The sequence below is a fragment of the Amycolatopsis sp. MEPSY49 genome, from assembly GCF_051337345.1.
Classification (GTDB): domain Bacteria; phylum Actinomycetota; class Actinomycetes; order Mycobacteriales; family Pseudonocardiaceae; genus Amycolatopsis.
Map to the genome: position 1 here is coordinate 144,710 of NZ_JBDLYJ010000006.1, position 24,484 is coordinate 169,193.

A 24,484-nucleotide genomic window follows, 5' to 3' on the forward strand; every position below is an offset into this window, starting at 1 on the left:
TTCCCGGGGCCGGCTCCCTGACGTGTGTGCGATGCCGGGGCGGATCAGACGTACGGCGAGTTGGGTTCGAGCCCGCAGAGGACCCGGCCGTAGAGCTCCAGGTTGACCTGGGGGTTGTTGAGCGCGTGCACCCCGATGGCGTGCAGGTCCCGCTGGATTCGCTGGATCGGCACGGCCCGGTGGATGGACGAACCGCCGCTGGCCAGGCTGAGCGTGTCGACGGCACCGGTCGCGAGCTGGCACACCCGGCCCATGGTGACGCGGACCCGGGCCCGTTCTTCGAGCTTCCACGGCGCGTTCAGCAGGCCCTTTTCGTCCACTGTGGACGCCAGGCGGCGGGCGTGGAACTCCGCCTCGTCGATGCGCAGCGCCGATTCGGCGACCTGCAGGTGCGTCAGGGGTGCTTCCCGCTGGCTGGTGTAGCCGGTGTAGGTGATGCCGCGCTCCGACGACCGCCTGCAGAAGTCCTCGTGGGCGGCTTTCGCCAGGCCGACCACCTTGCCGACCGAGGAAGCCGTGACCGCGGCGATCAGCGGCACCTGGAACATCGGCAGGTCCCGGTTGTGCACGGACGCGTACTGCTGCTGGAGAACGGGACCCATCGCCAGCACGCGCTCGTGCGGCACGAAGACGTCTTCGGCGACCGCGGTGACGCTGCCGGTGCCCTGCAGCGCCGAGGTGTGCCAGTCGTCGAGCAGCTCGACCTGGTCGATCGGCACGAGGGCCATGATCGGCGCCGGACCTTCGGCGGTCATCGAGATCGCGGCGAGCAGCTTCCACTGGCTGTGCGCGGCACCGCTGTTGAACGCCCACCGCCCCGAGACCACCACGCCGCCGTCACACGGTTGCGCGGTGCCGGTCGGCCCGAGCGTGCCGCACACGCGCACATCGGGCGTGGCGAAGACCTCCTCCTGGACCGCGTCCGGGAACAGTCCCACCAGCCAGGAGGTGATCCACCACAGGGCGACGGTGAACGACGTGGCTCCGTCGCCGGAGCCGAGGTGCACGCCGACGTCGACCAGGGTGGACGTGTCGCACTCGTAGCCGCCGTAGCGGGCGGGCACCCGCATCCGGAAGATCCCGGCCTCGGCCAGCGCGTCGACGGTCTGATCGTGCAGGCGCCCGTTCTGTTCGTGGCCGAGGGCGTTCGCTCGCAGCAATGGCACCAATTCCGCGGCCCGCCCGGCTAGTTCCGCTCCGGATGGCTGGACAGCTCCCATTTTTCTCCCCGTTCGACCGGTTCTTGTGCGGTTTCCGCAGGATTGGCGCGAATTTCGCGGCGAGATCTGCTATTCGCGCGCTTTCGACTGTCGCAGCGACCGGCGGAGGCCCACATCTTCCGCAGTGCTCGGTTTCCACGCTGTTCAGCCGGTCGCTGCTTTACTGAAAGTAAGCGCTTGCACTGCGGTCACAAGGGAGAAGATTGCTGATGTCGGCCACCGATTTCGCGCCGTCGAGCCGCATCGCGGACTCGCGCGCCAACGCCAGGGGAGTCCGCGCGCTGCTGCCGGTTGCGGCCGTGACGGTGGTCGCGGCGGCGCTCACCGTATTCGCTGTGCTTTCGACGAGTTCGACGATCTACTGGCAGGTCGACTACCTGGTGTACCGGGCGGGCGGCGACGCTGTCGTGCACGGCGTTCCGCTCTACGACATGGTCGTGCACACGCCGGCGTTTCCCACCATGCAGTTCACGTACACCCCGTTCGCCGCGTTGTTGTTCGTCCCCTTGTCATTGTTCGGTACGGGTGCTTCGGGGACGCTGTGGCTGTTCCTGAATTTCCTGGCGCTGGGTGCGGTGATCTGGCTGGCGCTGCGCAGTGTGGATTCGCTGACGCGTCGGCAAATGCTGCTGCTGACCGTGGTGGGGATGGCGATCGCGAGCCGGCTGGACCCGGTCTGGTCCAACAACCAGAACGGGCAGATCAACGTCCTGGTGATGCTGCTGGTGCTCCTGGACTTCTCGCCGGTGCTGCCGAAGCGGTGGCGCGGCTTGGCGATCGGCCTGGCGGCGGGGCTCAAGCTGACCCCGCTGATCTTCGTCGTGTACCTGCTCTTCACCAAGCGCGGCCGTGAGGCGGGGCGGGCCTGCTTGGCGTTCGCCGGTTCGGTCGCCCTCGGCTTCGCCGTCCTGCCCGGGGACTCCGCCTCCTACTGGTTCGGCGGGCTGTTCATGGACTCGAAGCGGATCGTTTCGGTGAGCGACGTGGTGATCAACCACTCGTTGTCGGGGCTGTTCGCCCGCCTGTCCCACTCGCCGCTCGCACCGACGTGGGTGCTCGCGATCAGTGTCGCCGTCGCGGTACTGGGGCTCACCGGGGCGGTGTGGGCGTACCGACGCGGGCAGGACCGGATCGGCCTGCTGGTCGCGGCCTTCACCGCGCTGCTGGTGTCACCGGTGTCCTGGCCGCACCACTTCGTGTGGATCGTCCCGGCGCTGGTCTGGCTGGGTTTCGCGGCCTGGCGGGCCAAGAGGGTGCTGCCGGCGGTCGTCATCGCCACCGCGGGCGCGTTCTTCCTCAACCCGATCTACCCACCGCTCCAGCAGGCCGACGGCAACGGCGAACCGGTCCAATGGACGACGGCCGGTGAGATCATCGCCACCCTGGGCGGCTACCTGACGATCACCGCGGTGGCGCTGGCTCTGCTGCCGGTGTGGCTGCCCCGGCTGAGCCGGGCCCCCGAGCCCACCGACCGGATCGCCGACCGCCGGTAGGGTGCGGTCGAGAGTCGGCGGAAGGTGGTCATGGGATCGAGCGAGCCCCTTCTGCGTTCGGCGGTCCTCGCGGCGGTGTGGGCGCGGATCCCCGGGGTGGAGGTGCTGTCGTCGGGTGACGGCGGTCCGCTGACCCGGACCGTCAAGAAGATCGTCGATCCGCTGGTGCTCCGCACGGCGGCGCGACCGCGGCTGGGCCGCCCGCTGCTGGAACCGGCCGCCGCGGCGGAAATCACCGAGCTCCTGCTGGCCGACGCGCCCCGGCTGCGGGCGGCGGCCGCGTGGTTCACGCACCTGAAGCGGCAGCGCCGCGCCCTGCGCATCACCGCGGGCGACGTCCAGGACGTCTGCTTCCCCTTGGCGTACGAGCTCGCGACGGGCGTCGGCATGCCCGGCCCGGACGCGCCGGAGACGGCGGCGTCGGCGTTGCGCGAGCTGCACGGCCACGGCGACGAAGCCGGGGTGGCCCGGCTGACCGCGTACCTGGCCGATCCCCGGGTGGCCGCGGACCTCACGGCGGAGCTGAACCGCCGCTGGCACGCCGAGGCCGATCCCGGCCTGGCGCCGGAAGACGCCGTGGCGCTGCTCGGCGAGTTCGTCGACCACCTCACCGACGCGACGTGGCAAGTGCTGGCGAAATCCGCCGCCGGGCATGCTCTCGGGCTCGCCCTGCGCCGGCCCGGCGGCGCCGACGTGCTCCCGCGCCGGCCGGAGCTCGGCCTGCAGCGGGGGGACCGCACCGCCGTCCCGCCGTTGCTCCGGCGCGACGAAACCGGGCCCGAACTGCTGGAACGCAGCGTCGAACGTCGGGTGCGGGCCACGCTGCGCCGGCTCCCGGCCGACGAGCGGGGTCCGGTCGAAAGTCTCGTCGACGACGAGCTCACCCGGGTCGCCGCCGGCTTCGGGCTCGGGATGCCCGCACTGGCCACCTGTTTCGCGCTCGGCGTCGTCCTCGCCCCCGCGCTCCGGCCACTCGACGGCGTCGCGGCCGCGAGCGGGCCCGGATTCGCGCGGCAGCTCAACGCCCAGGTCGCGCGCGAGGGCTATGTGCTGCACGCCCGCCGCGCACTGGCGGGCGCCACTCCGCTCACCCCGCGGCCCGACGCCGAGCTCGTGCGCGACCTGCGGGAGTTCGCCAAGCAGTTCCTCGGCCGGTTGTGGATCCGGCTGCACGGCTTCGACGTCCGCGGCGACCGCCCGGCGGACGCCGCGGACGTCCGGGACCTCGTCACCGGCGTCGTTCGCTCGACCTCGCTGGACCTGCGGACGAAAGTGCGCCGCGCGCTCATGGCCCGGCTGCCGGATCTGGAGGCCGTGTCGTGACGCACCCGGTGCACACGCCCGTCGTCGCGGTGGACGGCGGCCTCGTGCGTTTCGCCCTGGCCGACCTGCTCGCCGGAGCGCCCGGGTCGATGCGGATCGAGCTCGCCGACGCGGCCGCCGCGGAGCCGTGGCTGACGCGGCTCGTCGGTGAGGAACTTGCTGTGGAGGCGATCACGGCCGGCCACGTCGACGTCCCCGGCCGTCCCGAACTGGCCACCCTCGCGCTGCTGCTGTGGGCCCGCCGGTGGTGGCCCGCGAGCCCGGCGCTCGGCGTGCCGCCACTGGACCCGGCGCTGCTGGACCTCGAAACGGCCGTCGCCACCGCCGCGGTCGAGAACGTCGCGGAAGGCATGCTCGACGGCTTCGAAGCCACCCCGGCCGAGCTGTTCGACGCCGCCGCGGGCAGAGTCGTCGCGACGGCGGTCGCGGACGAGGTTCGCGACCTGTGCCTGAGGTTGTCGGCGTGGTTCGACGACCGGGACGACGTCGTGCGGGCCGAAGCCGCGGCCGCGCTCGCCGCCGCCGTGGCGCCGGGGCAGCGCGCGTACGCCTTGGCCGCGGGCACCGGCTCCGGGCCGGCCGAGGACGGCGTGGTGGCCGAGGGCCGGGCCAGCGTCGACTGGGCGCGGGTGCCCCCGGGTGTCCTCGACGCCGCGGAGGACACGGTGACCTGGCGGATCGTCGCCGCTCCGGCGGCCACCCGGCTCGAGGTCGAGGTCGCCGGTGCGCTCGCCGACGCGACCCTTACGGCCTTCGCGACCCACGACGGCGAAGTGTTCGCGGAAGTCCCCTTGCTCCTGGGGCCGGGGTGGTTCGCCGGCGCGGTCGACCTGGACGACGCCACGGCCCGCCGGGCGACCTCCGTCCACATCGGACTCGTCGTGGGCGTGCCGGCCGAGGACGTCGCCGGGACGACGCCGGCGGACCGGGCCCGGGTGGTGTCGCTCGTCCGGGCGCGCGCCGCGCTGCCGCCGGCGGCCCGGACGCTGGCCGAGCGCGCGGCCGCCGCGGCGGGCGACGAGGAGTTCTGACGTGCTCGCCGGGATGCCGCCGCCGCTGAGCCCGCCGGACCGGCCACTGCCGGGCGAACTGGCCGGAGCGAGTTCGCACGGGTACAACTGCCGGTGCGTCGCCGTCCACTTCGGCCTGGACCCGGCACCTTACGGCGTGCTGCCCGCGTGCTCGTTCACCGAAGCCGAGTATCAGGGATTGCTGGCGGAAGCCCTCGAAATCCAGCGCACGGCCAAGCAGCTCGCCGCGGCCCGGGACATCGCGGGCGCGCACCGGGAGTACGGCCGGATGCGGCAGCTCGCGCACCGGCTCGACCGGACCGATCTCGAGCTCGCCGCCGTCAGCGACCTGGCCACCGTCTGCTATTCCGCGGGCGACCTGCGCAATGCGCGCCGGTGCGCCGAGACGGTGCTGACCGCGTTCCGCGTCGGCGTGGCCGCTGTTGTCCACTTCGGACAGTACGCCGAGATCAGGATGATGGAAGGCTCCCGCGAAGTCGCCGAGCGCGTGCTCATCTCTCTGTCCACAGAGGAGGGTGACGTCACGCGGGCCCGCGAGCTGATCGCCGGGCAGCGTCACCGGGCGGCGCTGCGGAAGGCGGCCGAGCCGGGGCAGTACCCGCGCGAGCTGCTCGACCCGCACGGCGCCGACGAGCTGACCCTGCGCATCCTCGAAGCGCGGGTGCGGGTCGCCGCCGGGGATCCGGCCGGCGCGCTGGCCGCGCTCGAGGACATCCTCACGTCGCTGGAAGCCATCGCGGGTGTCGAGGAGGTCCGGGAGCAGGTCGCGTCGCTGCAGGCGATGGCGCGCGCCGAACGCGCCGGCCTCCGTCAGGCCGGTGGCGAGGACGCCGCCGCGCGGGCCGACCTGGTCCGGCTCGACGCCCAGCACGACGGCCGGCCGGCGGCCGCGAAGTTCGCCGTCGACCTGGCGGCGGACCGGGCGCTCGCCGGTGACTTCCCGGGCGCGGTGGCCGCGATCGTCGCCGCCCGCGACGAACTCACCGCGGCCGGCGCGACCGGCGACGTCGCGGAGGCGAGCCACGCGCTGGGCTCGCTGCTGCTGCTCGCCGGCGACGCCCGGCAGGCCCGCGCCCAGTTCGAGCACGCGGGCGCGCTCTGGAAGGCCAACGGGGACGCGCCGGGCCTGCGCCGGCTGGACGTCGCGCTGGCCCGCTGCGCCGCCGCGGAGGGCGACTGGGCAGCGGCCGAGGAGCACGTGACGCGCGCGCGGGAATCGGCGCGGGCGTCCGGGATCCGGCAGCAGCGCCTGCACACGGACTTCGCGGCGGCCGAGATCGGCTTCGCCCGGGGCGAAGACCTGCCGGCGGTGCTGGATCTCCTGCTCCCGGTGGCGCTGGCGGCGGCGGACTACCGGTTCGAGTTCGCGTCGCCGCGGGCGCGCACGGCCTGGGCCCGCGATGTCGCCGGCCCGGCGACCGAACTGCTGATGGCGTTGCTGGCCCGGCTGAAGGAGCCGAGGCTGGCGGCGGAGCTGATCGAGCGCACCTGCGCGGTCGGGGCCTACACCGGGGCCGACGCACCGGCGCTCGATCTGACCGGCACGCTGCCCACCCCGGAGCCGCCCGCTGCCGGGCTGCCGCTGGCCGCACTGGGCGCCGTCACGGCGTCGCTCCCGCTCCGCCTCGCTCCGCCGCCGGCCCTGCGGTGGTCTCCCGGGTCGCCGATGCGGCTCGACCGCTGGCTCCGGATCGCCGCCGAGCGGTACGGCTTGCCCCGGCCGGAAACCGAAACCGTGGCGACGTGGCCCGCCGCCGAGGCCGGCCGCGAGACGTTCGTCCTGCGCTACGCCGACGCCGGGCACACCTACCTCAGCTGGCGGACCGCGGACGACCTCGACACCGTCCACACCCATCCGGTCGACGCCGCCCTGATCGCGACGGCTCGCGAACTCCTCGCCGGCGCTTCGCCGACACCGCGCGAAGGGGAAAGCGTCGGCGACGCCGTCCGGCGCGCACTCGACGCCTTAGGTGGCTTCGCCGGTGAACAACGGCTGGCCCGGATCCTCGCGCTCAACCTCCTGCCCGCCGACCTCGTCGCGCGGCTGCGGGACGCCGCCGCGAGCGGACGGCGCCCGCTCCTGCGCGTGCAGCCGTCGCCGAGCCTGGCCGCGGTGCCGTGGGGGCTGCTCGCCCTGCCCGACCGGCGGCCGGACCACGTGCTGGAACCCGGTGAAGAGGGCGCCTGCTTCGACGGCGACGACCGCGTCCTCGACGTCGCCGACGTTTCCCTGCTGGCGCCCGCCGGAATCCCGCGCCGCCCGCCGTCCGACGCGGGGCCGCCGGTGTACCTGCTCGACCCGCGGATCCCCGGGCAGAGCGCCTTCGGCGACCTGGGTTCCGTGCTGGGCAAGCAGAATCCGGCGTCGCCGCTGATCCGCCACCTCGACGCGCAGCTCGCCACCGGGCCGGTCCGGCCGTCCGCCACGCGGGGGCTCGACCTGGTCCGCCGCACCGACACCGACCGGCGGCTCCTCGTCCGGTTGCTGGCCGAGCCGTGTTCCCGGCTGGTCTTCGTCGGGCACGTCAGCCGCGTCCGCGACGAGCACGGCGCGCAGACCGCGTTGCACCTCTCGTGCCCGGCGGAGCTGCCCGGGACGGCCGAGCCGATCGGCGCGCACCGGCCGTTCACCGCCGCCGACCTCGCCCTGTCCGAAGTGGCCGCGATGCCGGCGCGGGTGGCGCTGATCGGCTGCGCCAGTGCGGGCGACTTCGGGTTGGCCGAGCCGTTCGGCGTGCTGCTCGCCGCCGTCGCGGCGGGAGCGCGGCTGGTGGCCGCGACGGTGTGGGCGCTGCCGACGTCGGCCGCGGTGCCCGGCGCGGATCCGATGGCCGAACTGGTGATCGCCGTCGACACGGCGCTCGCCGGCGACGACCCGGTCACCGAGCTGTGCGCGTGGCAGCGCGGCCGGCTCGCCCGGTGGCGCGAACGGCCCGAACCGGCCCGCTCGCCGGTGTTCTGGGCGGCCCTGACCTGCCTCGACGCCTCCGACGACGGGCAAACCCGGGTTCGGTAGCAGCGCGTCCCGCCGAAGCTGTGTGCGTACCGCACAGCGAAAGGCAGGACCGATGTTCAAGAAGATCCGCGACAAGGTCAACGAGGCGACGCAGCAGGGCGCGGCCCGGGGCGCGCAGCAGTTCCAGCAGCACGCGGAGCAGTTCCGGCGGGCGGCGGCGGCCGAGGGGTACGACATCACCCCGCAGCTGCCGACGCCGCAGCTGGCCGCGCAGGCGTTCCGCAGCATGCACGCCGACCCCGCGATGGCGGAGTTCCTGGCGCTGCCGCCGGAGGAGCAGCTGCGCCAGCAACAGGAACTGCAGGCCTACGGCACGCAGCTGCGGCGCCTGTACGACACCGGCGAGCCGGCCACGCTGGTGGTCCGCGCGCTCGAGCCGACCGACCGGACCGTCGCCGGGCAGGCGCGGTACACCGCGACGCTGGAGGTCACCCGCGCCGACGGAACCACCTACCGGACCGTCACCCCGCTGATCACCCCGCTCGCGACGATCCAGCAGTACGCGCCCGGCACCCGGCACGAGGCCCGCGTCGACCCGGCCGACCCGGCGAAGGTCGCCGTGTTCGGCCCGATCGACTAGGCGGCCCGCCGTGTTCGGATTCGCCGCCGGGTTCCGCCGGCCGGAACGCCGGGCCGGGTGGCGGCTGTGGCTGCTCGGCGTGCCGACGACGCTCGCCTGGGCCGCCGCGGGCTGGTCCGGGGCGCTCGGGCTGCTGGACGGCTTCCGGCTGATGTCGCTGAACCGCGTCGACGCGTGGGGGGCCGACGCGGGCCCGGCGGTTTCGCTCGTGCTGTTCTTCACCGCCGCGATCACAGTGGCGTCGTCGCTCGGCTTCGCGATGCTGTGGGCCGCCGGCCCTTCGCTGCACCGCATGGGCACCGGCTTCCGGGCGAGCTCGCTGACCGCGGCCCTGGGCGTGGCGCTGGGCAGCGGCGTGGCGATCCCCTCGTGGACGCCGCCGGAGTCGGTGGGGCAGCGGCTGCCGTTCCTCGACGGGAAGGCCGAGCCGTGGTCCGGCGTGGACTGGGTCGTCTACTACGAGCCGTACGTGGTGCCGGCGGTGTCCGCGCTCGTGGCACTGGTCATGATCGTCCTGCTGCTGCAAGCGTTCCTCAGCGAGGCGGAGGCGGACGACCGCGAGCAGGCGCTGCGCCACCACGGCCGTCAGGTGACCGGCTTCGTGACGCACGTGGACTTCACCGACGTGTGGGTCATGGGGCACCCGAAGTTCGTCGTCCACGTCCGGTTCCCGGCGGAGACCGGGGAACGCACGGTCGTGACGACGATGGTCACCCCCTTGTTCCAAGCTCCGTGCCGCGGTTCGGCGGTGCGGGTCCGCTACGACCCCCGAGACCCGGAAGCCGTGCTGGTCGAACCGGATCCGGCGGGGTCGCTCTTCTAGCGCCGGGAGTGCTGTCCATGTCCGCTGTGCCCGATCCCGTCCGTCCGGCCGCCCTCGTGCGCGGGTTGCTCGGCGGTGTCGTCACCGGGGCGACGCTGAGCGCGTTCGTCACCGGAATCGTGCTCGAGAAGGTCCCGCTGATCCTCTTCGGCCTGGGACTTCCGCTCGGCTACGGCGTCCTGCTCTTCATCGCGGGTATGCCGCGACGCGCTCGCGAGGCGGCGATCGTGCCGCGGGTCGCGCTCGCCAGAATCGAAAGCCTGCGCGCCGGCGGCACCGAGACGGGCGACGTCCCGGTCGACTTGGTCCTCACGATCGCACCGGGCGACGCGCCGTCGTTCCGCACCGGGATCACCCACCACGTCAACCTGGTCGACCTCCCGCGCTACCGCCCGGGAGACATCCTCGTGGTGGAGTACCCGCCGGACCGGCCGTGGCGGGCCGAGGTCGTCCCGCACCCGACGGCGGAGTGGGAGCGTCGCGCGGCCGGCGCGGTCGTGGAGCCGGCGCCCGAGTCCACTTTGGTCCAGGAGCCGCCCGAGGGATGGGGGTTCGCGTCCGCCGCCTTCCTCGGGCTGGTGGTCGGCGCGGCCGTCGTGCTCGGCCTGTTCCGCGTGGAGCTGTTCGGCCCGGAGCCGGAGCCGCCGCCGTCTTCCAGTTCCAGCACGGTCACCGTCGGCCCGCGGGAGTCCGCCCCGGACGCGGAGGAGCTGCGCGCGATCATCGAGTCCTTGGCCGGCCGGGCGGAAATCCCGGCCGACCGCGTTCCCGACCTCGTCCGCCAGGCCACGAGCACGCTCGACGTCGGGTGGCCGCGAACCTGGCAGATCACCGTCGTGCGGGGGCCGGACGCCGTGACCGTCCGGATCACCGCGACCGGGCCCGGTGGCAGTGCGTCCGTCGTGGTGCCGCCGCGCTGACCGGCGGGAGCCCGGGCACGGGCACTCGTTGCGCTGGCTGGGTTTTCCATGACGTGGGTCGAACAACTGATCGATCGCCGACTCGTCCTATATGGACTCGATCCGGCTGCGTGCCGCGAATCCGCAGGTCAGAGCGGGCTTCTTGAACGGGGATCACCGCGCCGGCAGCGGAGTCGCCGGCGACGCGGGAAGACTTTCTCGGCGACACAACGGAGTTCGGGGTCACCCTGTTTGGATTTTGTGCCCTCCTGGTAATACTCTGTGTGATGTCGGCCGATGGGCCTGACGGCTAGTTCCACTATGGAGGACTGGAATGACGAACAAGGCCCAGCTGATCGAGGCGCTGTCGGAGCGTCTGGGCGACGACAAGAAGGTGGCTGCGCAGGCCGTTGACGGTCTGGTGGACATCATCATCCGGACGGTCAACAAGGGCGAGAAGGTCAACATCACCGGCTTCGGCGTGTTCGAGAAGCGCGCTCGCGCCGCTCGCACCGCGCGCAACCCGCGGACCGGTGAGGCCGTGAAGGTCAAGAAGACCAACGTTCCCGCCTTCCGCGCCGGTACGACGTTCAAGGACGTCATCTCCGGCAGCAAGAAGCTCCCGAAGGCCACCCCGGTCAAGCGCGCCACCGCGACCGCGACCCGGGCGACGGCGACGAAGACCGCGGCCGCGGCTCCGGCCAAGGCGACGACGACCCGCACCACGCGGGCCGCCGCTGCGAAGCCGGCCACCACGCGGGCGACGACCACGCGGACCCGCGCCACCGCGGCGAAGCCGGCCGCGAAGGCCACCGCCACCAAGGCCACCGCCGCCAAGGCGGCCCCGAAGACCGCGGCGGCGAAGACCACCGCGGCCAAGGCCACCACGGCGAAGGCGACCACCACGCGGGCGAAGGCCGCCGCCAAGCCGGCCGCCGCGAAGAAGCCGGCCGCCGCCAAGGCCCCGGCCAAGCGCACGTCGGCCGCTGCCAAGAAGAAGTAACTCCCGCTTCATCCCGGAAGGGCCCCGCACCGGCTGGTGCGGGGCCCTTCTTCGTGTCCGCGTCACGGCGCTCGGGCGGCTGTCGACGGATTGTCGAGGACCTGTCGACGGGCCGACGGAGGATGCGCCCGGAGGCCGGCGGGCGAGGCCGCCGCCTTCAGCTGTGCTGGGCGCGGGCGTCGCGCACGCCGCCGAGCCGCATCCGGTCAAGGGCTTCGGGGGAGCGTCTCCTGCAGAACCAGTGCGCGCCGATCGGCAACGACCAGTTCAGGAGCAGCAGATCGCTGCCGGACGTCGTGACGCTGATGGCCAGAGCCGGGTTCCGGGACACCGGCTTCTGCGTCGGCGTGCCGGGCAACGCGGCGACGCGGCGGCTGGCCGTGCAGCTGTTCCAGTGCGACAACACCGACGCTCAGAAATGGCTGGTCGGGTTCGCGTGACAAAACGGGGCCCGCGCCCGCGTGATCGGGCGGGAATGGCCTCCGTTGGCGGCGAGGACGGGTGGTCCTTGCCGCCAACGGGCCGCGCGGCTCGATCTCTCCCCAGTGATCTCCCGGCCACCGCCGTTACTTCTTGGCGGCGGCGACCTTCTTGCGCGGGGCGCGCTTGCGCGGCGCCGCCGGGGCCTCGGCCTCGGCCACCTGGGCCTGCTCGTAGGCCGCGATCACCTCGGAAGACAGGCGACCGCGCTCGGAGACCTCGTAGCCGTTCGCGTTCGCCCAGGCGCGGATCTGCTGGTTGCGCTCGCGGTCGGTGGTGCTCGTCGTGGTCGACTGCCCGGTGGCGACGCGCACCTTGCGACCGCCGACGCGCCGGCCGGCCGCGATGTAGCGGGCGAGCTCGTCGCGCAGAGCGGCGGCGTTGTCGTCCGAAAGGTCGATTTCGTAGGTGACGCCGTCGAGGCCGAACTGAACGGTCTGGGCAGCGGTGCTGCCGTCGATGTCGTCCAGGATCTCGACGAGGACTTTCTGGGCCACGGGAATGCTCCTCAAGCTGGATGTGCGTCCGGGGAACGTGACGTGTGACAAGTTGCACAATGACCGACGTTCTCCGGTGGAGTGTATCCACCCGAGGATCGGTACGGCAATTTCCCGGGGACTTCCCGCGATTCGGTGGTCCTGATTGGACTCGCTAGGTCCCGGACGGCGTCGAGCCCTGCTCGCCGTGGTGGTAGGGCGGATCCGTCTCGAGCGCCTCGTCGGCCCTTTCTTCGACGGGGTCCGCGAGCTCGGCTTCCTGGGCCGCCTCTTTGGCTTCCTTGATGTGCTGCCGGGAGCGGGCGAGGTCCGCCGGGGTGTCGTCGTGCTTGTCGTTCGCCGCCATCACAACTCCTTGCCGGGGGCAATTCCGTGGTGGGTGGTTACCCGCCTGGCGGGACGGCAACCGTCGGGGGCGGGGCGATTCTTTCGGGAGGATTTGCGGAAACGGGGGTGGGGAATGGCGGTCCTGGGGCCGGGGTTCGGCCGCACGGGCCATTCGGGCGGCTTGGGGGCGCTGTGGGCTTGATGCAGTCCAATCGGCGCTGTGGTCCACCTGGGCGGCGAGAGCGGGGTGTGGGGTCGCTGTGGGGGAGTTCCGGCGGTGTGCGGCTGGTTCCATCGGCGCGCAGGGCTGCGCCGGAGTATGGCTGGTTCCCCCAGGGCGCAGGAGCGGAATGGGGACGGCGGTGCCGGAGTGCCAGCGGTGTGCGGCCGGTTCCCCCAGGGCGCAGGGCTGCGCCGGAGTTCTGCCGGAGTATGGCTGGTTCCACCAGCGCGCAGGAGTGGGGTGGCCGGAGTCCGGCTTGGGTCAGCTGCGCCGGGTTCCGCGGGAGTCCGGCTCGGTCACCTTCGCGTTCCTTGCGGCAGAGCCCGGCCGTGAATTCTCCCGCTCTCCACCCGCAGTCCGGTGAGCGGATGGCCGGGACCGGTTCCGCCTTCGCTCAACGCCTTGAACGCCGTTCCCCGGAAACGCCGAAGGGCCCCGCACCAGCCGGTGCAGGGCCCTTCCGGGGTGAAGCGGGAGTTACTTCTTCTTGGCCGCCGACGTGCGCTTGGCCGGGGCCTTGGCAGCCGTGGTCTTCTTCGCGGCGGCGGTCTTGGTCGCGGCCGGCTTGGCGGCGGCCTTCGCCCGCGTGGTGGTCGCCTTCGCCGTGGTGGCCTTGGCCGCGGTGGTCTTCGCCGCCGCGGTCTTCGGGGCCGCCTGGGTGGCGGTGGCCTTGGCGGCCGGCTTCGCCGCGGTGGCGCGGGTCCGCGTGGTCGTCGAACGCGTGGTGGCCGGCTTGGCGGCGGCCTTCGCCCGCGTGGTGGTCGCCTTCGCCGTGGTGGCCTTGGCCGCGGTGGTCTTCGCCGCCGCGGTCTTCGGGGCCGCCTTGGTGGCGGTGGCCTTGGCGGCCGGCTTCGCCGCGGTGGCGCGGGTCCGCGTGGTCGTCGAACGCGTGGTGGCCGGCTTGGCGGCCGCGGCGCGCGTGGTGCGGGTCGTGGTGGCCTTCGCCGGAGCGGCGGCGGCCTTGGTGGCGGTCGCGCGGGTCGTCGTCGCCGCGGTGGCGCGCTTGACCGGGGTCGCCTTGGGCAGCTTCTTGCTGCCGGAGATGACGTCCTTGAAGGTGGTGCCGGCGCGGAAGGCGGGCACGTTGGTCTTCTTGACGCGCACGGCCTCACCGGTACGCGGGTTCCGGGCGGTGCGGGCCGCGCGGGCACGCTTCTCGAACACCCCGAAGCCGGTGATGTTGACCTTTTCGCCCTTGTTGACCGTCCGGATGATGATGTCCACCAGACCGTCAACGGCCTGCGAAGCCACCTTCTTGTCGCCCAGACGCTCCGACAGCGCCTCGATCAGCTGGGCCTTGTTCGTCATTCCAGTCCTCCATAGTGGAACTACTAGTCACGGCCCATCTCGGCCGACACTGCACACGGTATTACCAATACCGCACAAAATCCAACCGGGGGTCGAAATATTTCCTTGCGAGGGCGCTGGTTCCGCCTCCCGAGGGACGTCCGTGAGACACGGCCCGGAATGGAACGCGGACATCGACCATGGCCCTGAGCAGGCAAAACCCGGTGTCGGCGCCGTCCACTGTGGTCGTCCATATAGGACCCGAGGCCGGTTGGGCGACTTTTTGCGCGACACGCCGACGAGAGGCCACCCGGCGTGTGGCCGGGCCCACGCCGGGCCCGATCCCGCGCAGCGGCGGGGGTTCCCGGACCCGCCGGCGACCCCCGGGGATCTCGCCGCGGAGCCCGGGAGGGACAGCCAGCCGATCGCGTAGGTCTCCTTCACCGCGACCTCGACGGGGAGGGACGCGGCCGTGTCGATCGACGGGGTCTGCCGGACGACTTCGTCGTGGAACCAAGCGGAAGTGATCACGGCGAGAGGCCCCGCGGACGACCGCAAAGCAGCCTTCACCTGGGCCGCTTCCAACAGGCGGAAGGCATGGTTGACCGAAGGGGCCGTAACGCCGAACTCGTCGTGGACGACCTCTCCGGCGTGCAGGGCCATCCGCAGCCGCAGTCGTTCCTCCGTCCGGTGCCGGGCGTTGTGGCGCTGCAGCCTGCGCGCCAGTGCGCGCGGCAGGGAAGCCGCGATGGGCCCTTTGGGGATTTCGGCCGGCACCAGGATCAGCACGCCGTCGCCGCAGTCGATGGGCAAGCAGTCCTTCCACGGCAGCCTGAGTCACCGAAAGCCCGGCGCAGGGCCTGATACAGCGCCTGCCGGACGACCAGCCGATGCTCGCTGGTCCGGCGAGCGTCCCCGTACCCCGAGACGTCGACCACCACGATCGTCCGGTGAACCGCCTGGCGGGGGCCGGGTTCTCGCCTGCCCACTCAGATCACCTCCTGTGCGGTCAGGGCCTTTCTCAGCCGCGTGAGGGCGCGGTGCTGGGCGACGCGGACGGCGCCGGGCGTGGAGCCGACCGCGTCCGCGGTCTCCTCCGCCGACAGGCCGACGACCACGCGCAACACCACGATCTCCCGCTGCCTGTCCGGCAGCACCTGCAACAACTGGGACATCCGCTCGTTCAGCTCACCTTGCAGCGCCCGCTGCTCGGGGCCCACCCCGCCGTCGACCTCGTCGGGGATCTCGGCCACCGGCTCGGCTCGGTTGCGCGCCGCCGCGCGGTGCGCGTCGGCCACCTTGTGCTGGGCGATCCCGTAGACGAACGCCAGGAACGGGCGTCCTTGATCGCGGTACGAGGGCAATGCCGTCAGCACCGCGAGACACACCTCCTGCGCAACGTCGTCCGCCGAAGCGAACGACTGCTCCTGCCTGCCAACCCGAGCGCGGCAATACCGCACCACCAACGGGCGGATGGCCGCGAGCAGCCGCTCCACTGCCTGGGGATCTCCCTCGACAGCGGCGGCGACCGGCTCGTCCAGCCCGTCGCTGACGGCGACGGTTCCGGCTGGACCACGCGAGACGGCGACCGGTACCGCGACGGTGCGCAGGGCGGCGACCTGCCGGACGACGTTCCGCCGGAAGGCTTTCGTACGGACCTCGTTGTCCAGGTCGGGGGTGAAAACACTGTCGAGGTAGCCGTCCGCGACGAGCAGGCGCCGGTCGAGCTCGTCTTCGTGTCGTCGGCTGATCATCAGTCCCTCCCTTCGAGATTCGCCAGCAACCGTCTGCGGCCCCGCGAGACCCGCTTCTTGGCCGCGGAAACGGAGATGTCCAGGATCTCGGCGATGGTGTCCATCGAGTGGCCGGCCACGCTCAGCGTCACGGCGTGGGCTTGGTCTTCGGGCAGCGCGTCGATCGCGCGGAGCGTCTCCACCGCCTCGAGGTGCAGGTCCGGTGCACCCCAGGTCGTCTGACACAAACGGTCACCGAGCTGCCCGGATCCTGGCCGGGGTGTTTCAGGGGGCGCACGACCAGTTCGGCGACCGCGTCGTCCGCGAATGCCCGCGCGTCGACGACGGAGGTGCCCAGCTTCACGGCGAACTTGGCCAGGTCGACGTAGTAGAGCTTGCGAAGGTCCATCGCCCGCTCGGCCAACGCACGGTCTGGTTCACCGGTGCCGTCCGTCACGCCGGATCCGGATGTTCGGGCGCAGGCAGGGCTCCGTGGGAAAACTTGGTGCACCATGCGGTGTCGGACATCTGTTCGGCCGGTCTGCTCACCGTGGACTCCTTCGTCGCGCTCACACCGGTAAGTGACGGAAGAAGGCCTGCGGTGACCGAGGATCTTCCCCACAGGGTGAACTCACTCGTTCGGCCCAGCGTGACGTCTCGGGCACCCAGCACGCACAACGCCGTGTTGGGCGCGGGACTGTCGGTCCGGCGGGCTAGTCTGCCGCGGGAGGAAGACCCGGGTGCGACAGGGAGAACCGTGGACCAGGAGACGCTCACCACCGTGGTCGGCCGGGTGGCCGGGACCGAGGACTCGACGCCGCTGCAGTTCCACGTGGCCATCGATCCGGAAGCCTATCTGCAGCTCGACGACGTCGTCGTCACCCGCAGGCAACTGCCCGGCCTCGGCGAAGTCACCTCCTACGGCGTCGTCACGCAGGTGAGCGCGCGGCACGAGGGGGCCAGCTTCGGCAGCGACGTCTTCCTGATCTCCGACGGCGTCCTGCCCGCGCAGGTGCAGGAGATCGCCGAGATCGCCACCACCCGCGTCGAGCCCGAGTGCTACGTGCCGCCCAAGCCGGGCAGCCAGGTCGAGCGCGCCGTGGGGGAGGATCGCGCGCAGGCGCTGTACTTCGACAACATGACCCGCCAGGTGGCGGTCGGCCTGGGGCGGGACGGCGAACCCGTCTACCTCAACATGGACTTCCTCGACGGCACCCGCGGCGCGCACGTCAGCATCAGCGGCGTCTCCGGCGTCGCCACCAAGACGTCGTTCGCGTTGTTCCTGCTGCACTCGATCTTCCGCGGCGGTGCCCTGCCGAACGCCCACAACGCCAAGGCCCTCGTCTTCTCCGTCAAGGGCGAGGACCTGCTGTTCCTCGACACCCCGAACCGCGCCCTCGACGAGAACCTCAAGGCCGAGTACGCCAAGCTCGGCCTGCCCGCGGAGCCCTTCGCCTCCGTCGGCTTCTACGCGCCGCCCACGCCGTCGGACACCACGGGGAAGCCTTACGTCACCGGGCGGACCTCCGGCGTCGGCGCCTTCTGGTGGACCATCGCGGAGTTCTGCGCCGGCGACCTGCTGCCCTACGTCTTCGCCGACGCCGAGGACGAGCGCAACCAGTACACGATGGTCATCCACCAGGTCGCGAACCGCCTGCGGCTGGACAGCACGCCGGCGGGCAAGGACGGCGCCGCGAACGTCGACGGCGTCCTGTGCCGCACCTACGCCGAACTCGTCGACGTCATCTGCGAGCGCGTCACCGACGAGGAAACCCGCGCGAGCTGGGCGGGCGCGGTCACCGGCGCCGGCACGGTCAACGCCTTCATCCGCCGCCTGCGCTCCAGCCAGCGCGCCCTGTCCGGCCTCATCCGCGGCGACCTCACCGACCACGCCGCGCGCAAGCTGTCCACGGAGAACCAGCAGGTGACCGTCGTGGACATCCACAACCTCGTCGAGCGCGCGCAGCGGTTCGTCGTCGGTGTCACGCTCGCCGCGGAGACCGCGCGCAAGGAAGCCGCGGGCCCGGGCGGGCTGCTGTTCACCATGCTGGACGAGCTGAACAAGTACGCGCCGCGCGAAGGCAGCAGCCCCATCAAGGAGGTGCTGCTCGACATCGCCGAGCGCGGCCGTTCCCTCGGCGTCATCCTGATCGGCGCGCAGCAGACCGCTTCCGAGGTCGAGCGCCGGATCGTCAGCAACAGCTCGGTGCGGATCGTCGGCCGCCTCGACGCCGCCGAGGCCTCGCGTCCCGAATACGGCTTCCTCCCGGCGAGCCAGCGGGTCCGCGCGACGCTCGCCACACCCGGCACGATGTTCGTGAGCCAGCCGGAGATCCCGGTGCCGATCGCCGTCGGCTTCCCGTTCCCGGCCTGGGCCACGCGGCTTTCCGAGGCCGGGAAGATCCCCGAGACGACTGCGACGTCGAAGAAGTCCGATCCTTTCGCCGGCCTGCCGGCGCGCGGCAGCGACCCGTTCGGCGACGACCCGCCGCCGTTCTGAGCCCGCCGACCGCCGCCCGCACGGAAGAACGGAAGGACGAAGCGTGAAGTTCCTGCACACCTCCGACTGGCACGTCGGCAAGACGCTCAAGGGCCGCAACCGCCTGGACGAGCAGCGTGCGGTGCTCGGCGAAATCGTCCGGATCGCGCGGGACGAGCAGTTCGACGCGATCCTCGTCGCGGGTGACCTCTACGAGACGTCGGCGCCGTCCGCGGCCGCGCAGGAGCTCGTGGTGCGGGCCCTGATGGCGCTGCGCGACACCGGTGCCGAGGTCGTCGCCATCGCCGGGAACCACGACCACGCCGCGACCTTCGAGGCCTACCGCCCGCTGCTGAAGGCTGCGGGCATCCAGCTCACCGGCGACCCGCGCCCGGTCCACGACGGCGGTGTCCACTCGTTCGACGCGCGGTCGACGGGCGAGCGCGTCAACATCGCCGTGCTGCCCTTCCTTTCCCAGCGCTACGCGGTCCGCGCGGCCGAACTGCTGACCGGGACCCCGGCGGACAACGTCGGCGAGTACGACCAGCGCGTGCGCGACATCCTGGAGCACCTCAAGACCGGGTTCTCCGCCGGCGCGGTGAACCTCGTCATGGCGCACCTGACGGTGACCGGCGGGACGATGGGCGGCGGCGAGCGCGCGGCGCAGTCCATCTTCGAGTACCACGTGCCGGCCACGGCGTTCGGCGCCGACCCGCACTACGTGGCGCTGGGCCACCTGCACCGGCGCCAGTCGCTGCCCGCCGCGTGCCCGGTGCACTACAGCGGTTCGCCGTTCGCGGTCGACTTCGGTGAGCAGGACAACAAGAGCGTGGTCCTGGCGGTCGAGGTCACGCCGACGACGCCCGCGAAGATCACCGAAATCCCGATGACCAAGGGGCGCCGGCTGCGGACCGTCCACGGCACGGTGGCGGAACTCGTCGGCCGCAAGGAGGAGTTCGGCGAGGACTACCTCCGCGTCTACGTCCGCGAAGCGACCAGGGCCGGGCTGCGCGAAGAGATCCAGGAAGCCCTGCCCGGTGCCCTGGAAATCCGCATCGACCCGGAGTTCGCCGCCCCGGTGACGACTTCGGGCGGCGAGCGCGCGGTCGCGGACCGTTCGCCGGGCGAGCTGTTCGCGAGCTACTGCGAAGAGCGGACGGTCGAGGACAAGCGCGTCCAGTCGCTCTTCGCGCGGCTGCACGACGAAGAGACGAGCGGGGTGTGACATGCGGCCTGTGCTGCTGGAGATGACCGGCTTCGCGTCGTTCCGCGACAAGACCGAAGTCAGCTTCGAGGACACGGACTACTTCGCGCTCGTCGGGCCGACCGGCGCCGGCAAGAGCACGGTCATCGACGCGCTCACCTTCGCCCTCTACGGCTCCGTCGCCCGCTGGGACCACGAAGGGCTCGTCGCGCCCGCGCTCGCCCCGACGGCGAACCGCGCGACCGTGCGGCTGGTGTTCGACGCCGGCGGCGCGCGCTACCACGTCGTGCGCGAAGTCCGGCGCAGCGGCGGGAAGAAACCCACGGTCAGCGTCAAGAACGTGCGCCTGGAACGGCTCGTCGACCCCACGGCGCTCGGCGGCCCGGAGGACGACGCCGACCCGGTCGCCGCGGACTCCGAGGTCACCCCGGCCGTCGAGCGCCTGCTCGGGTTGACGTTCAAGCACTTCTGCACCTGCGTGGCGCTGCCCCAGGGCGACTTCGCCGAGTTCCTGCACGCCAAGGCCGCCGACCGGCAGAAGATCCTCATCAAGCTGCTGGGCCTGGAGGTCTACGAGCGGATCGGCCGCCGCGCCGGCGTCACCGCGGAGCAGCAGAAGCAACGCGCCGCCGTCCTCACCGAGCAGCTCGGCAGTTACGCCGATGCCACGGAGGAAGCCGTCGAAGAGCTGGCCGCGCGGATGACCGCGCTGGCGGACTTGGACGCGCGGGTGACCGCGGCCCTGCCGGGGCTCACCGACGCGACTCGCGCGCATGACGAAGCCCGGCAAAGCGTCGCGACGCTGACGAAAGAGCTGAGTGTCCTCGACGCGCTGGAACGCCCCGAAGGCGTCGAAGACCTCGAAGCCCGGCGTCAGGCGGCGGCGGACGCGGCGACCACCGCACGAACCGGGCTGGAGACGGCCGAAACGGCGGACGAGGCGGCCCGGGCCGCACTCGCGGCCGCTCCCGCGCGCGGCGAGCTGGAACGGATCCGCGCCGCCCGCACGGAGCTCGCCGAGGCCGAGAATGCCCTCCCGGGCCTGGAAGAGGCGGCGAAAGCGGCGTCGGAGGCGAAGACGGCCGCCGCCGAGGCGGTCACCGAAGCCGTGGCCGCGGTGGACGTCGCCCGCCGGACGCGGGACACGACCGCGCGAGCGGCCGAGGACGCGGCGGCCGAAGCGGCGCGCGCCCGTCAGGACCGCGACCGGCTGGCCGGGCTGAAGCCGCCGGCGGATCTCGGGGACCTGGCGAAGGAAGCGTCGCGGGTGACGAAGCGCACGGCGGACGCCGACGCCCGCCTGCGCGCCGCCGAGGCAGCCGACGCCGAAGCGCGCGCGGCGCTGGCCGCCCAGCCGGACGTCGCGCCGCTCGCCGCGGCGCGTTCCGACGCCCGGACGCTCTACACGGTGTGCGACGCGCAACGGAAAGCCGCGCCCGAGCAGGCTGCGCGTCGGGCAGAACTCGAAGCGGCGCGAAGTGTCTTCGCCCGCGCCGACGCCGAAGTGGCCGCGGCGAAGACCGCGGTGACCGACGCCGAACGGGCCGGGCAGGCGCTGACGCTGCGGGCCGGGCTCACCGTCGGGCACCCGTGCCCGGTCTGCGAGCAGGAGGTCGCGACGCTGCCCGACGCCGGCGGCCACGCCCACCTGGCCGAAGCGGCGGAACGTCTCGAGCGCGCCGAACGCGAGCGCGCCGCCGCCGAGTCCGCGCTGCGCAAGCTGGAGCGGGCCGTGGACCGCGACGCCGACTCGGCCGCGTCGGCGGCCGCGCAGGCGGAAGAACTGCGTGCGGTGCTCGCCGAGGTCGACGGCCCGCCGAAGTCACCGGTGCTGCTTCGGCCGGTCGAAGCGGGTTTTTCCGAACAGGACTACGCGGACCTCGTCACGGCGGTACGCGAGCGCGGCGAGTGGCTCTCGGCGACGATCGAGGGCCGTACCCGCGTCGCCGAGGCCGCGCACGCCGCCGACAAGGAACTGGCGGCGGCCCGCACCGACCGCGCGGCGGCGCAGCACGAGGCCGACGTCGTCGAGAAGTCGTTCGCGGCGGCCAGGGAAGCGCTGCGAGCGGCGCGCGACCCCCTGGTGGAGCTGGGCGCGCCCGCGGTCGACGACGGCGACGTCCCGGCGGGCTGGCAGCGGCTGACCGCGTGGGCGGCGGCCACCCTGGACGACCGCCGGACGGCGCTGGCCGCGCGTGAAGCGGCCGCCGAGGCCGCGGGCAAGGAAGCCGTCGTCGCGGCGGACGACCTCGCGTCGGCGGAGCGGACCGCCGAGCAGCGGCGGAAGCGGGCGCAAGAGGCAGCCCTGGCCGAGCAGTCGGCGAGCACGGCGCTCACGACCACCCGGCGCCGGCACGGCGAACTGGGCGAGAGCCTGGCGGACGCGCCCGCCGCCGAGGTCGTCGCCGAGCAGCTCACGAAGGTCGCCGAACTCGAGCAGGCCGCGAAGAAAGCGGACGCGGACCTGCGGATCGCCCGCGCGGCCGCGAAACAGGCGGTTGAAGCGCAGACGCGCATTGCCGAGCAGGTCGACGCCGAACGGCAGCGGCTGTCCCGCGCCCGCGACCCCCTCGTGAGCCTCGGCGCCCCGCCGATCGACGGCGACAGCCTGCTCGGCGCGTGGACCGCGTTGACGGACTGGGCGGCCGGGCAGGCGAACGAGCACCGCGACCGCCTGGCCGTGGCGACGACGGCCGAGGGCGAAACGGCCGAAGCGTTGCGGGCGGCCGAACGCGCGGTCGTCGACGACGTCACCGCGCTGGGCGTCGCCCTGCCGGAGGGGCCGGTGCGCGACCGCGTGCCGGTCGCGCTGGCCACCGCGCGGGCGCGCGCGGAAGCCGACCACACGGAGATGAAGCGGCGCGTGGCGCACGTGGCGGGTCTGCACGGCGACATCGCCGCCGCGGAGTCCGAAGCGCAGGTCGCGCGGCTGCTCGCGGATCTGCTGCGCTCGGACAAGTTCCCGCGCTGGCTGATCGCCGGGGCGCTGGACACGCTCGTCGCGGAGGCGTCGGCGTCGCTGCTGGAGCTGTCCGGCGGCCAGTTCGAGCTGACCCACGACAAGGGCGACTTCCTGGTGGTGGACCACAACGAGGCCGACGCCCGCCGGCCGGTGAAGACGCTGTCCGGCGGCGAGACGTTCCAGGCGTCGCTCTCGCTGGCCCTCGCGCTGTCTTCACAGCTGGGCGCGATGGCCGCCGAAGGGGCGACCAAGCTGGAGTCGATCTTCCTCGACGAGGGCTTCGGCACCCTGGACGAGGCCACCCTCGACGTCGTGGCGTCCACACTGGAGAACCTGTCCGCGACCGGGTCGCGGATGGTCGGGGTGATCACGCACGTGCCGGCGCTCGCCGAGCGCGTGCCGGTGCGGTTCCTGGTCACCCGCGACGGCTCCGGCTCGCACATCAGCAGGGAGGGCGTATGACGGCGGTGGCCGGGACGCACTTCAGCGTCGACTCGTGGGACCCTGGCTACGGCAGCTCGATGGAGGCCGAGGAACTGGCGCGGTCCGGAGCCGAAGTCGAGCTCGAAGTCGAGGTGCCGACGGAGGAATGGGCCCCGATCGACCCTTCGCCGGTTTCGCCGCCGGACGCGGTGTTGTTCGTCGACGGCGTCCGCCGCATCGACGCCCGCGTCTGGATCGACGACCCGGCGGGGACGAACTCGGCGTCGATCGGGCTGTGCGCGTCCTACGCGGCGGGGGTGGTGTGCTGCTGCGACGGGCGGGCGCACGTCGTCGGGACGGACGTCCGGCGCGGGGTGTTCACGGTGGCGCCCGAAGCCGCCGACATCCCGACGTCGGCGGGCGTGTACGAGGCCTTTTCCACGACGGCCAAGGACGACAAGCCGCTGGCGGTGGTGCTGTCGTCGTTGCTGCAGGAGCGACTGGCCGAGACCGAGCTGAAGACGGCGATGGACGCCCGCGAGGCGATCGCGGGCCACGTCGCGAGCGACCTGCTGGTGGTGGACGGGCCGTTGAGCGGCCGCACGCACCTGCCCCGGGCGGTCGGGTTCATCAAGAGCCACCAGACGACGTACTTGCCGGGCGAGCTCAACGCGATGGTCGGCCGGCTGGCCCCCCACCAGCGCACGCCGGTGTTTTTGATGGGCACGACGTGGGTCCGGCATTCGTGGTACCTGCGGCTGCCATCGGTGGGCGGGCCGCCGTGGTCGGGGGTGGTCCGCGTGGAGGCGGCGCCCCATCTTGGGCGCGCGGAGGTGGCCGCGCTGGCGAACTTGACGCAGTCGGTCCTGGGGCGGTTCGCGTCGGTGGAGTACAAGGACTCGCGGGCGCCGCAGAACCTGTATCCGATCGCGGGGCTGGAGCGGGATCTGCGGCACCGGCTGGGGGATCAGCAGTTCGTTTACCGGGCGCTGCGGGTGGCCGCGGCACGGTGAGCCCGGCCGCGGCTCGCCGGTGGCGTAGTCGGCGGCGGCTCCGCCGGTGTCTTGAATGACTCATTCAGGTCTTGGGAGGTCCTGTATGGGTCATTCAGGGCGCTCGGACTTCTCTGCGGTGCCGGCTGGGGCCAGTAATTCGTCCCACCGGGCCCTGCGGGTGGCTGCGGCGCGGTGAGCCCGGCCGCGGCTCGCCGGTGTCTTGAATGACTCATTCAGGTCTTGGGAGGTCTTGTACGGGTCATTCAGGGCGCTCCGGCTTCTCTGCGCTACCAGCTGGGGCGCCAGCAGTTCGTCCCACCGAGCGGGTGCTGCGGCCCGCCGACCCACAACCGGCATCCGGGCCCCCGCCCTTCCCTGGGGGGCGTGCCCTTGGCCAGTCTATCGGCGCCCGCCGACGATCCGTGCGATCGCGGCGTCCGGGGAAGCCATCCATCCACAACTGTCCGACGGTGTGGACAACTCGGC

19 protein-coding genes are annotated in these 24,484 nt (G+C 72.6%); 12 read left to right on the top strand and 7 right to left on the bottom strand.

Annotated elements, in window-relative coordinates; all coding sequences use genetic code 11:
- Positions 1-44: 44 nt before the first annotated feature.
- A complete protein-coding gene (locus ABFJ78_RS26800) occupies positions 45-1,166 on the bottom strand; it encodes an acyl-CoA dehydrogenase family protein (RefSeq protein ID WP_436389272.1) in 1,122 nt (373 codons plus the stop codon).
- A 263-nt stretch (positions 1,167-1,429) separates the two neighbouring features.
- Here ABFJ78_RS26800 and ABFJ78_RS26805 point away from each other — a divergent pair, with 263 nt between their 5' ends.
- The 8 genes from ABFJ78_RS26805 to ABFJ78_RS26840 all read left to right on the top strand — a co-directional run bounded on the left by ABFJ78_RS26805 (position 1,430) and on the right by ABFJ78_RS26840 (position 11,388).
- Positions 1,430-2,713, top strand: a complete 1,284-nt coding sequence (locus ABFJ78_RS26805; protein WP_436389275.1) for a glycosyltransferase 87 family protein — start codon at positions 1,430-1,432, stop codon at positions 2,711-2,713.
- Between the two features lie 30 nt (positions 2,714-2,743).
- Entirely contained in the window at positions 2,744-4,036 is a 1,293-nt protein-coding gene (locus ABFJ78_RS26810) for a hypothetical protein (RefSeq protein ID WP_436389276.1), read from the top strand.
- Positions 4,033-5,067, top strand: coding sequence for a hypothetical protein (locus ABFJ78_RS26815; RefSeq protein ID WP_436389279.1), 1,035 nt, complete (start codon positions 4,033-4,035; stop codon positions 5,065-5,067). The genes ABFJ78_RS26810 and ABFJ78_RS26815 overlap by 4 nt, the downstream gene beginning before the upstream one ends.
- Before the next feature lies 1 nt (position 5,068).
- On the top strand, positions 5,069-8,083 hold the full coding sequence (locus tag ABFJ78_RS26820) for a hypothetical protein (protein ID WP_436389281.1): 3,015 nt from the start codon (positions 5,069-5,071) through the stop codon (positions 8,081-8,083).
- A gap of 52 nt (positions 8,084-8,135) precedes the next feature.
- Positions 8,136-8,663, top strand: coding sequence for a hypothetical protein (locus tag ABFJ78_RS26825; RefSeq protein WP_436389283.1), 528 nt, complete (start codon positions 8,136-8,138; stop codon positions 8,661-8,663).
- A 10-nt stretch (positions 8,664-8,673) separates the two neighbouring features.
- A complete protein-coding gene (locus ABFJ78_RS26830; protein ID WP_436389286.1) occupies positions 8,674-9,486 on the top strand; it encodes a DUF3592 domain-containing protein in 813 nt (270 codons plus the stop codon).
- Positions 9,487-9,503: 17 nt separating this feature from the next.
- Positions 9,504-10,406, top strand: coding sequence for a hypothetical protein (locus tag ABFJ78_RS26835; protein ID WP_436389289.1), 903 nt, complete (start codon positions 9,504-9,506; stop codon positions 10,404-10,406).
- 313 nt (positions 10,407-10,719) lie between these two features.
- Positions 10,720-11,388: an HU family DNA-binding protein gene (locus ABFJ78_RS26840; protein ID WP_436389291.1), complete on the top strand. Its 669-nt coding sequence runs from the start codon at positions 10,720-10,722 to the stop codon at positions 11,386-11,388.
- A 157-nt stretch (positions 11,389-11,545) separates the two neighbouring features.
- On the opposite strand, the gene ABFJ78_RS26845 is transcribed toward ABFJ78_RS26840, so the two are convergent.
- From ABFJ78_RS26845 to ABFJ78_RS26870, 6 genes are all read right to left on the bottom strand, one after another.
- The gene (locus tag ABFJ78_RS26845; protein ID WP_436389292.1) at positions 11,546-11,794 is read right to left on the bottom strand and encodes a hypothetical protein; all 249 of its coding nucleotides are present in this window, start codon (positions 11,792-11,794) and stop codon (positions 11,546-11,548) included.
- Positions 11,795-11,954: 160 nt separating this feature from the next.
- The gene (locus tag ABFJ78_RS26850; protein WP_436389294.1) at positions 11,955-12,365 is read right to left on the bottom strand and encodes a histone-like nucleoid-structuring protein Lsr2; all 411 of its coding nucleotides are present in this window, start codon (positions 12,363-12,365) and stop codon (positions 11,955-11,957) included.
- 154 nt (positions 12,366-12,519) lie between these two features.
- Positions 12,520-12,711, bottom strand: a complete 192-nt coding sequence (locus tag ABFJ78_RS26855; RefSeq protein ID WP_436389296.1) for a hypothetical protein — start codon at positions 12,709-12,711, stop codon at positions 12,520-12,522.
- A gap of 681 nt (positions 12,712-13,392) precedes the next feature.
- Positions 13,393-14,223, bottom strand: a complete 831-nt coding sequence (locus ABFJ78_RS26860) for an HU family DNA-binding protein (protein ID WP_436389299.1) — start codon at positions 14,221-14,223, stop codon at positions 13,393-13,395.
- A gap of 968 nt (positions 14,224-15,191) precedes the next feature.
- Positions 15,192-15,812, bottom strand: a complete 621-nt coding sequence (locus ABFJ78_RS26865) for a sigma-70 family RNA polymerase sigma factor (RefSeq protein WP_436389698.1) — start codon at positions 15,810-15,812, stop codon at positions 15,192-15,194.
- A gap of 143 nt (positions 15,813-15,955) precedes the next feature.
- Complete coding sequence (locus ABFJ78_RS26870) at positions 15,956-16,183, bottom strand: RNA polymerase sigma factor (protein ID WP_436389301.1); 228 nt, start codon at positions 16,181-16,183, stop codon at positions 15,956-15,958.
- Between the two features lie 509 nt (positions 16,184-16,692).
- Between ABFJ78_RS26870 and ABFJ78_RS26875 the strand changes: the two genes are divergently transcribed.
- From ABFJ78_RS26875 to ABFJ78_RS26890, 4 genes are read left to right on the top strand one after another with little or no spacing between them, the layout of a single operon-like run.
- Entirely contained in the window at positions 16,693-18,435 is a 1,743-nt protein-coding gene (locus tag ABFJ78_RS26875; protein WP_436389304.1) for an ATP-binding protein, read from the top strand.
- A 43-nt stretch (positions 18,436-18,478) separates the two neighbouring features.
- Positions 18,479-19,639: an exonuclease SbcCD subunit D gene (locus ABFJ78_RS26880; protein ID WP_436389306.1), complete on the top strand. Its 1,161-nt coding sequence runs from the start codon at positions 18,479-18,481 to the stop codon at positions 19,637-19,639.
- 1 nt (position 19,640) lies between these two features.
- Entirely contained in the window at positions 19,641-23,042 is a 3,402-nt protein-coding gene (locus ABFJ78_RS26885; protein WP_436389309.1) for an AAA family ATPase, read from the top strand.
- On the top strand, positions 23,039-24,016 hold the full coding sequence (locus tag ABFJ78_RS26890; protein ID WP_436389312.1) for a hypothetical protein: 978 nt from the start codon (positions 23,039-23,041) through the stop codon (positions 24,014-24,016). Before ABFJ78_RS26885 ends, ABFJ78_RS26890 begins: the two co-directional genes overlap by 4 nt.
- Positions 24,017-24,484: the final 468 nt, after the last annotated feature.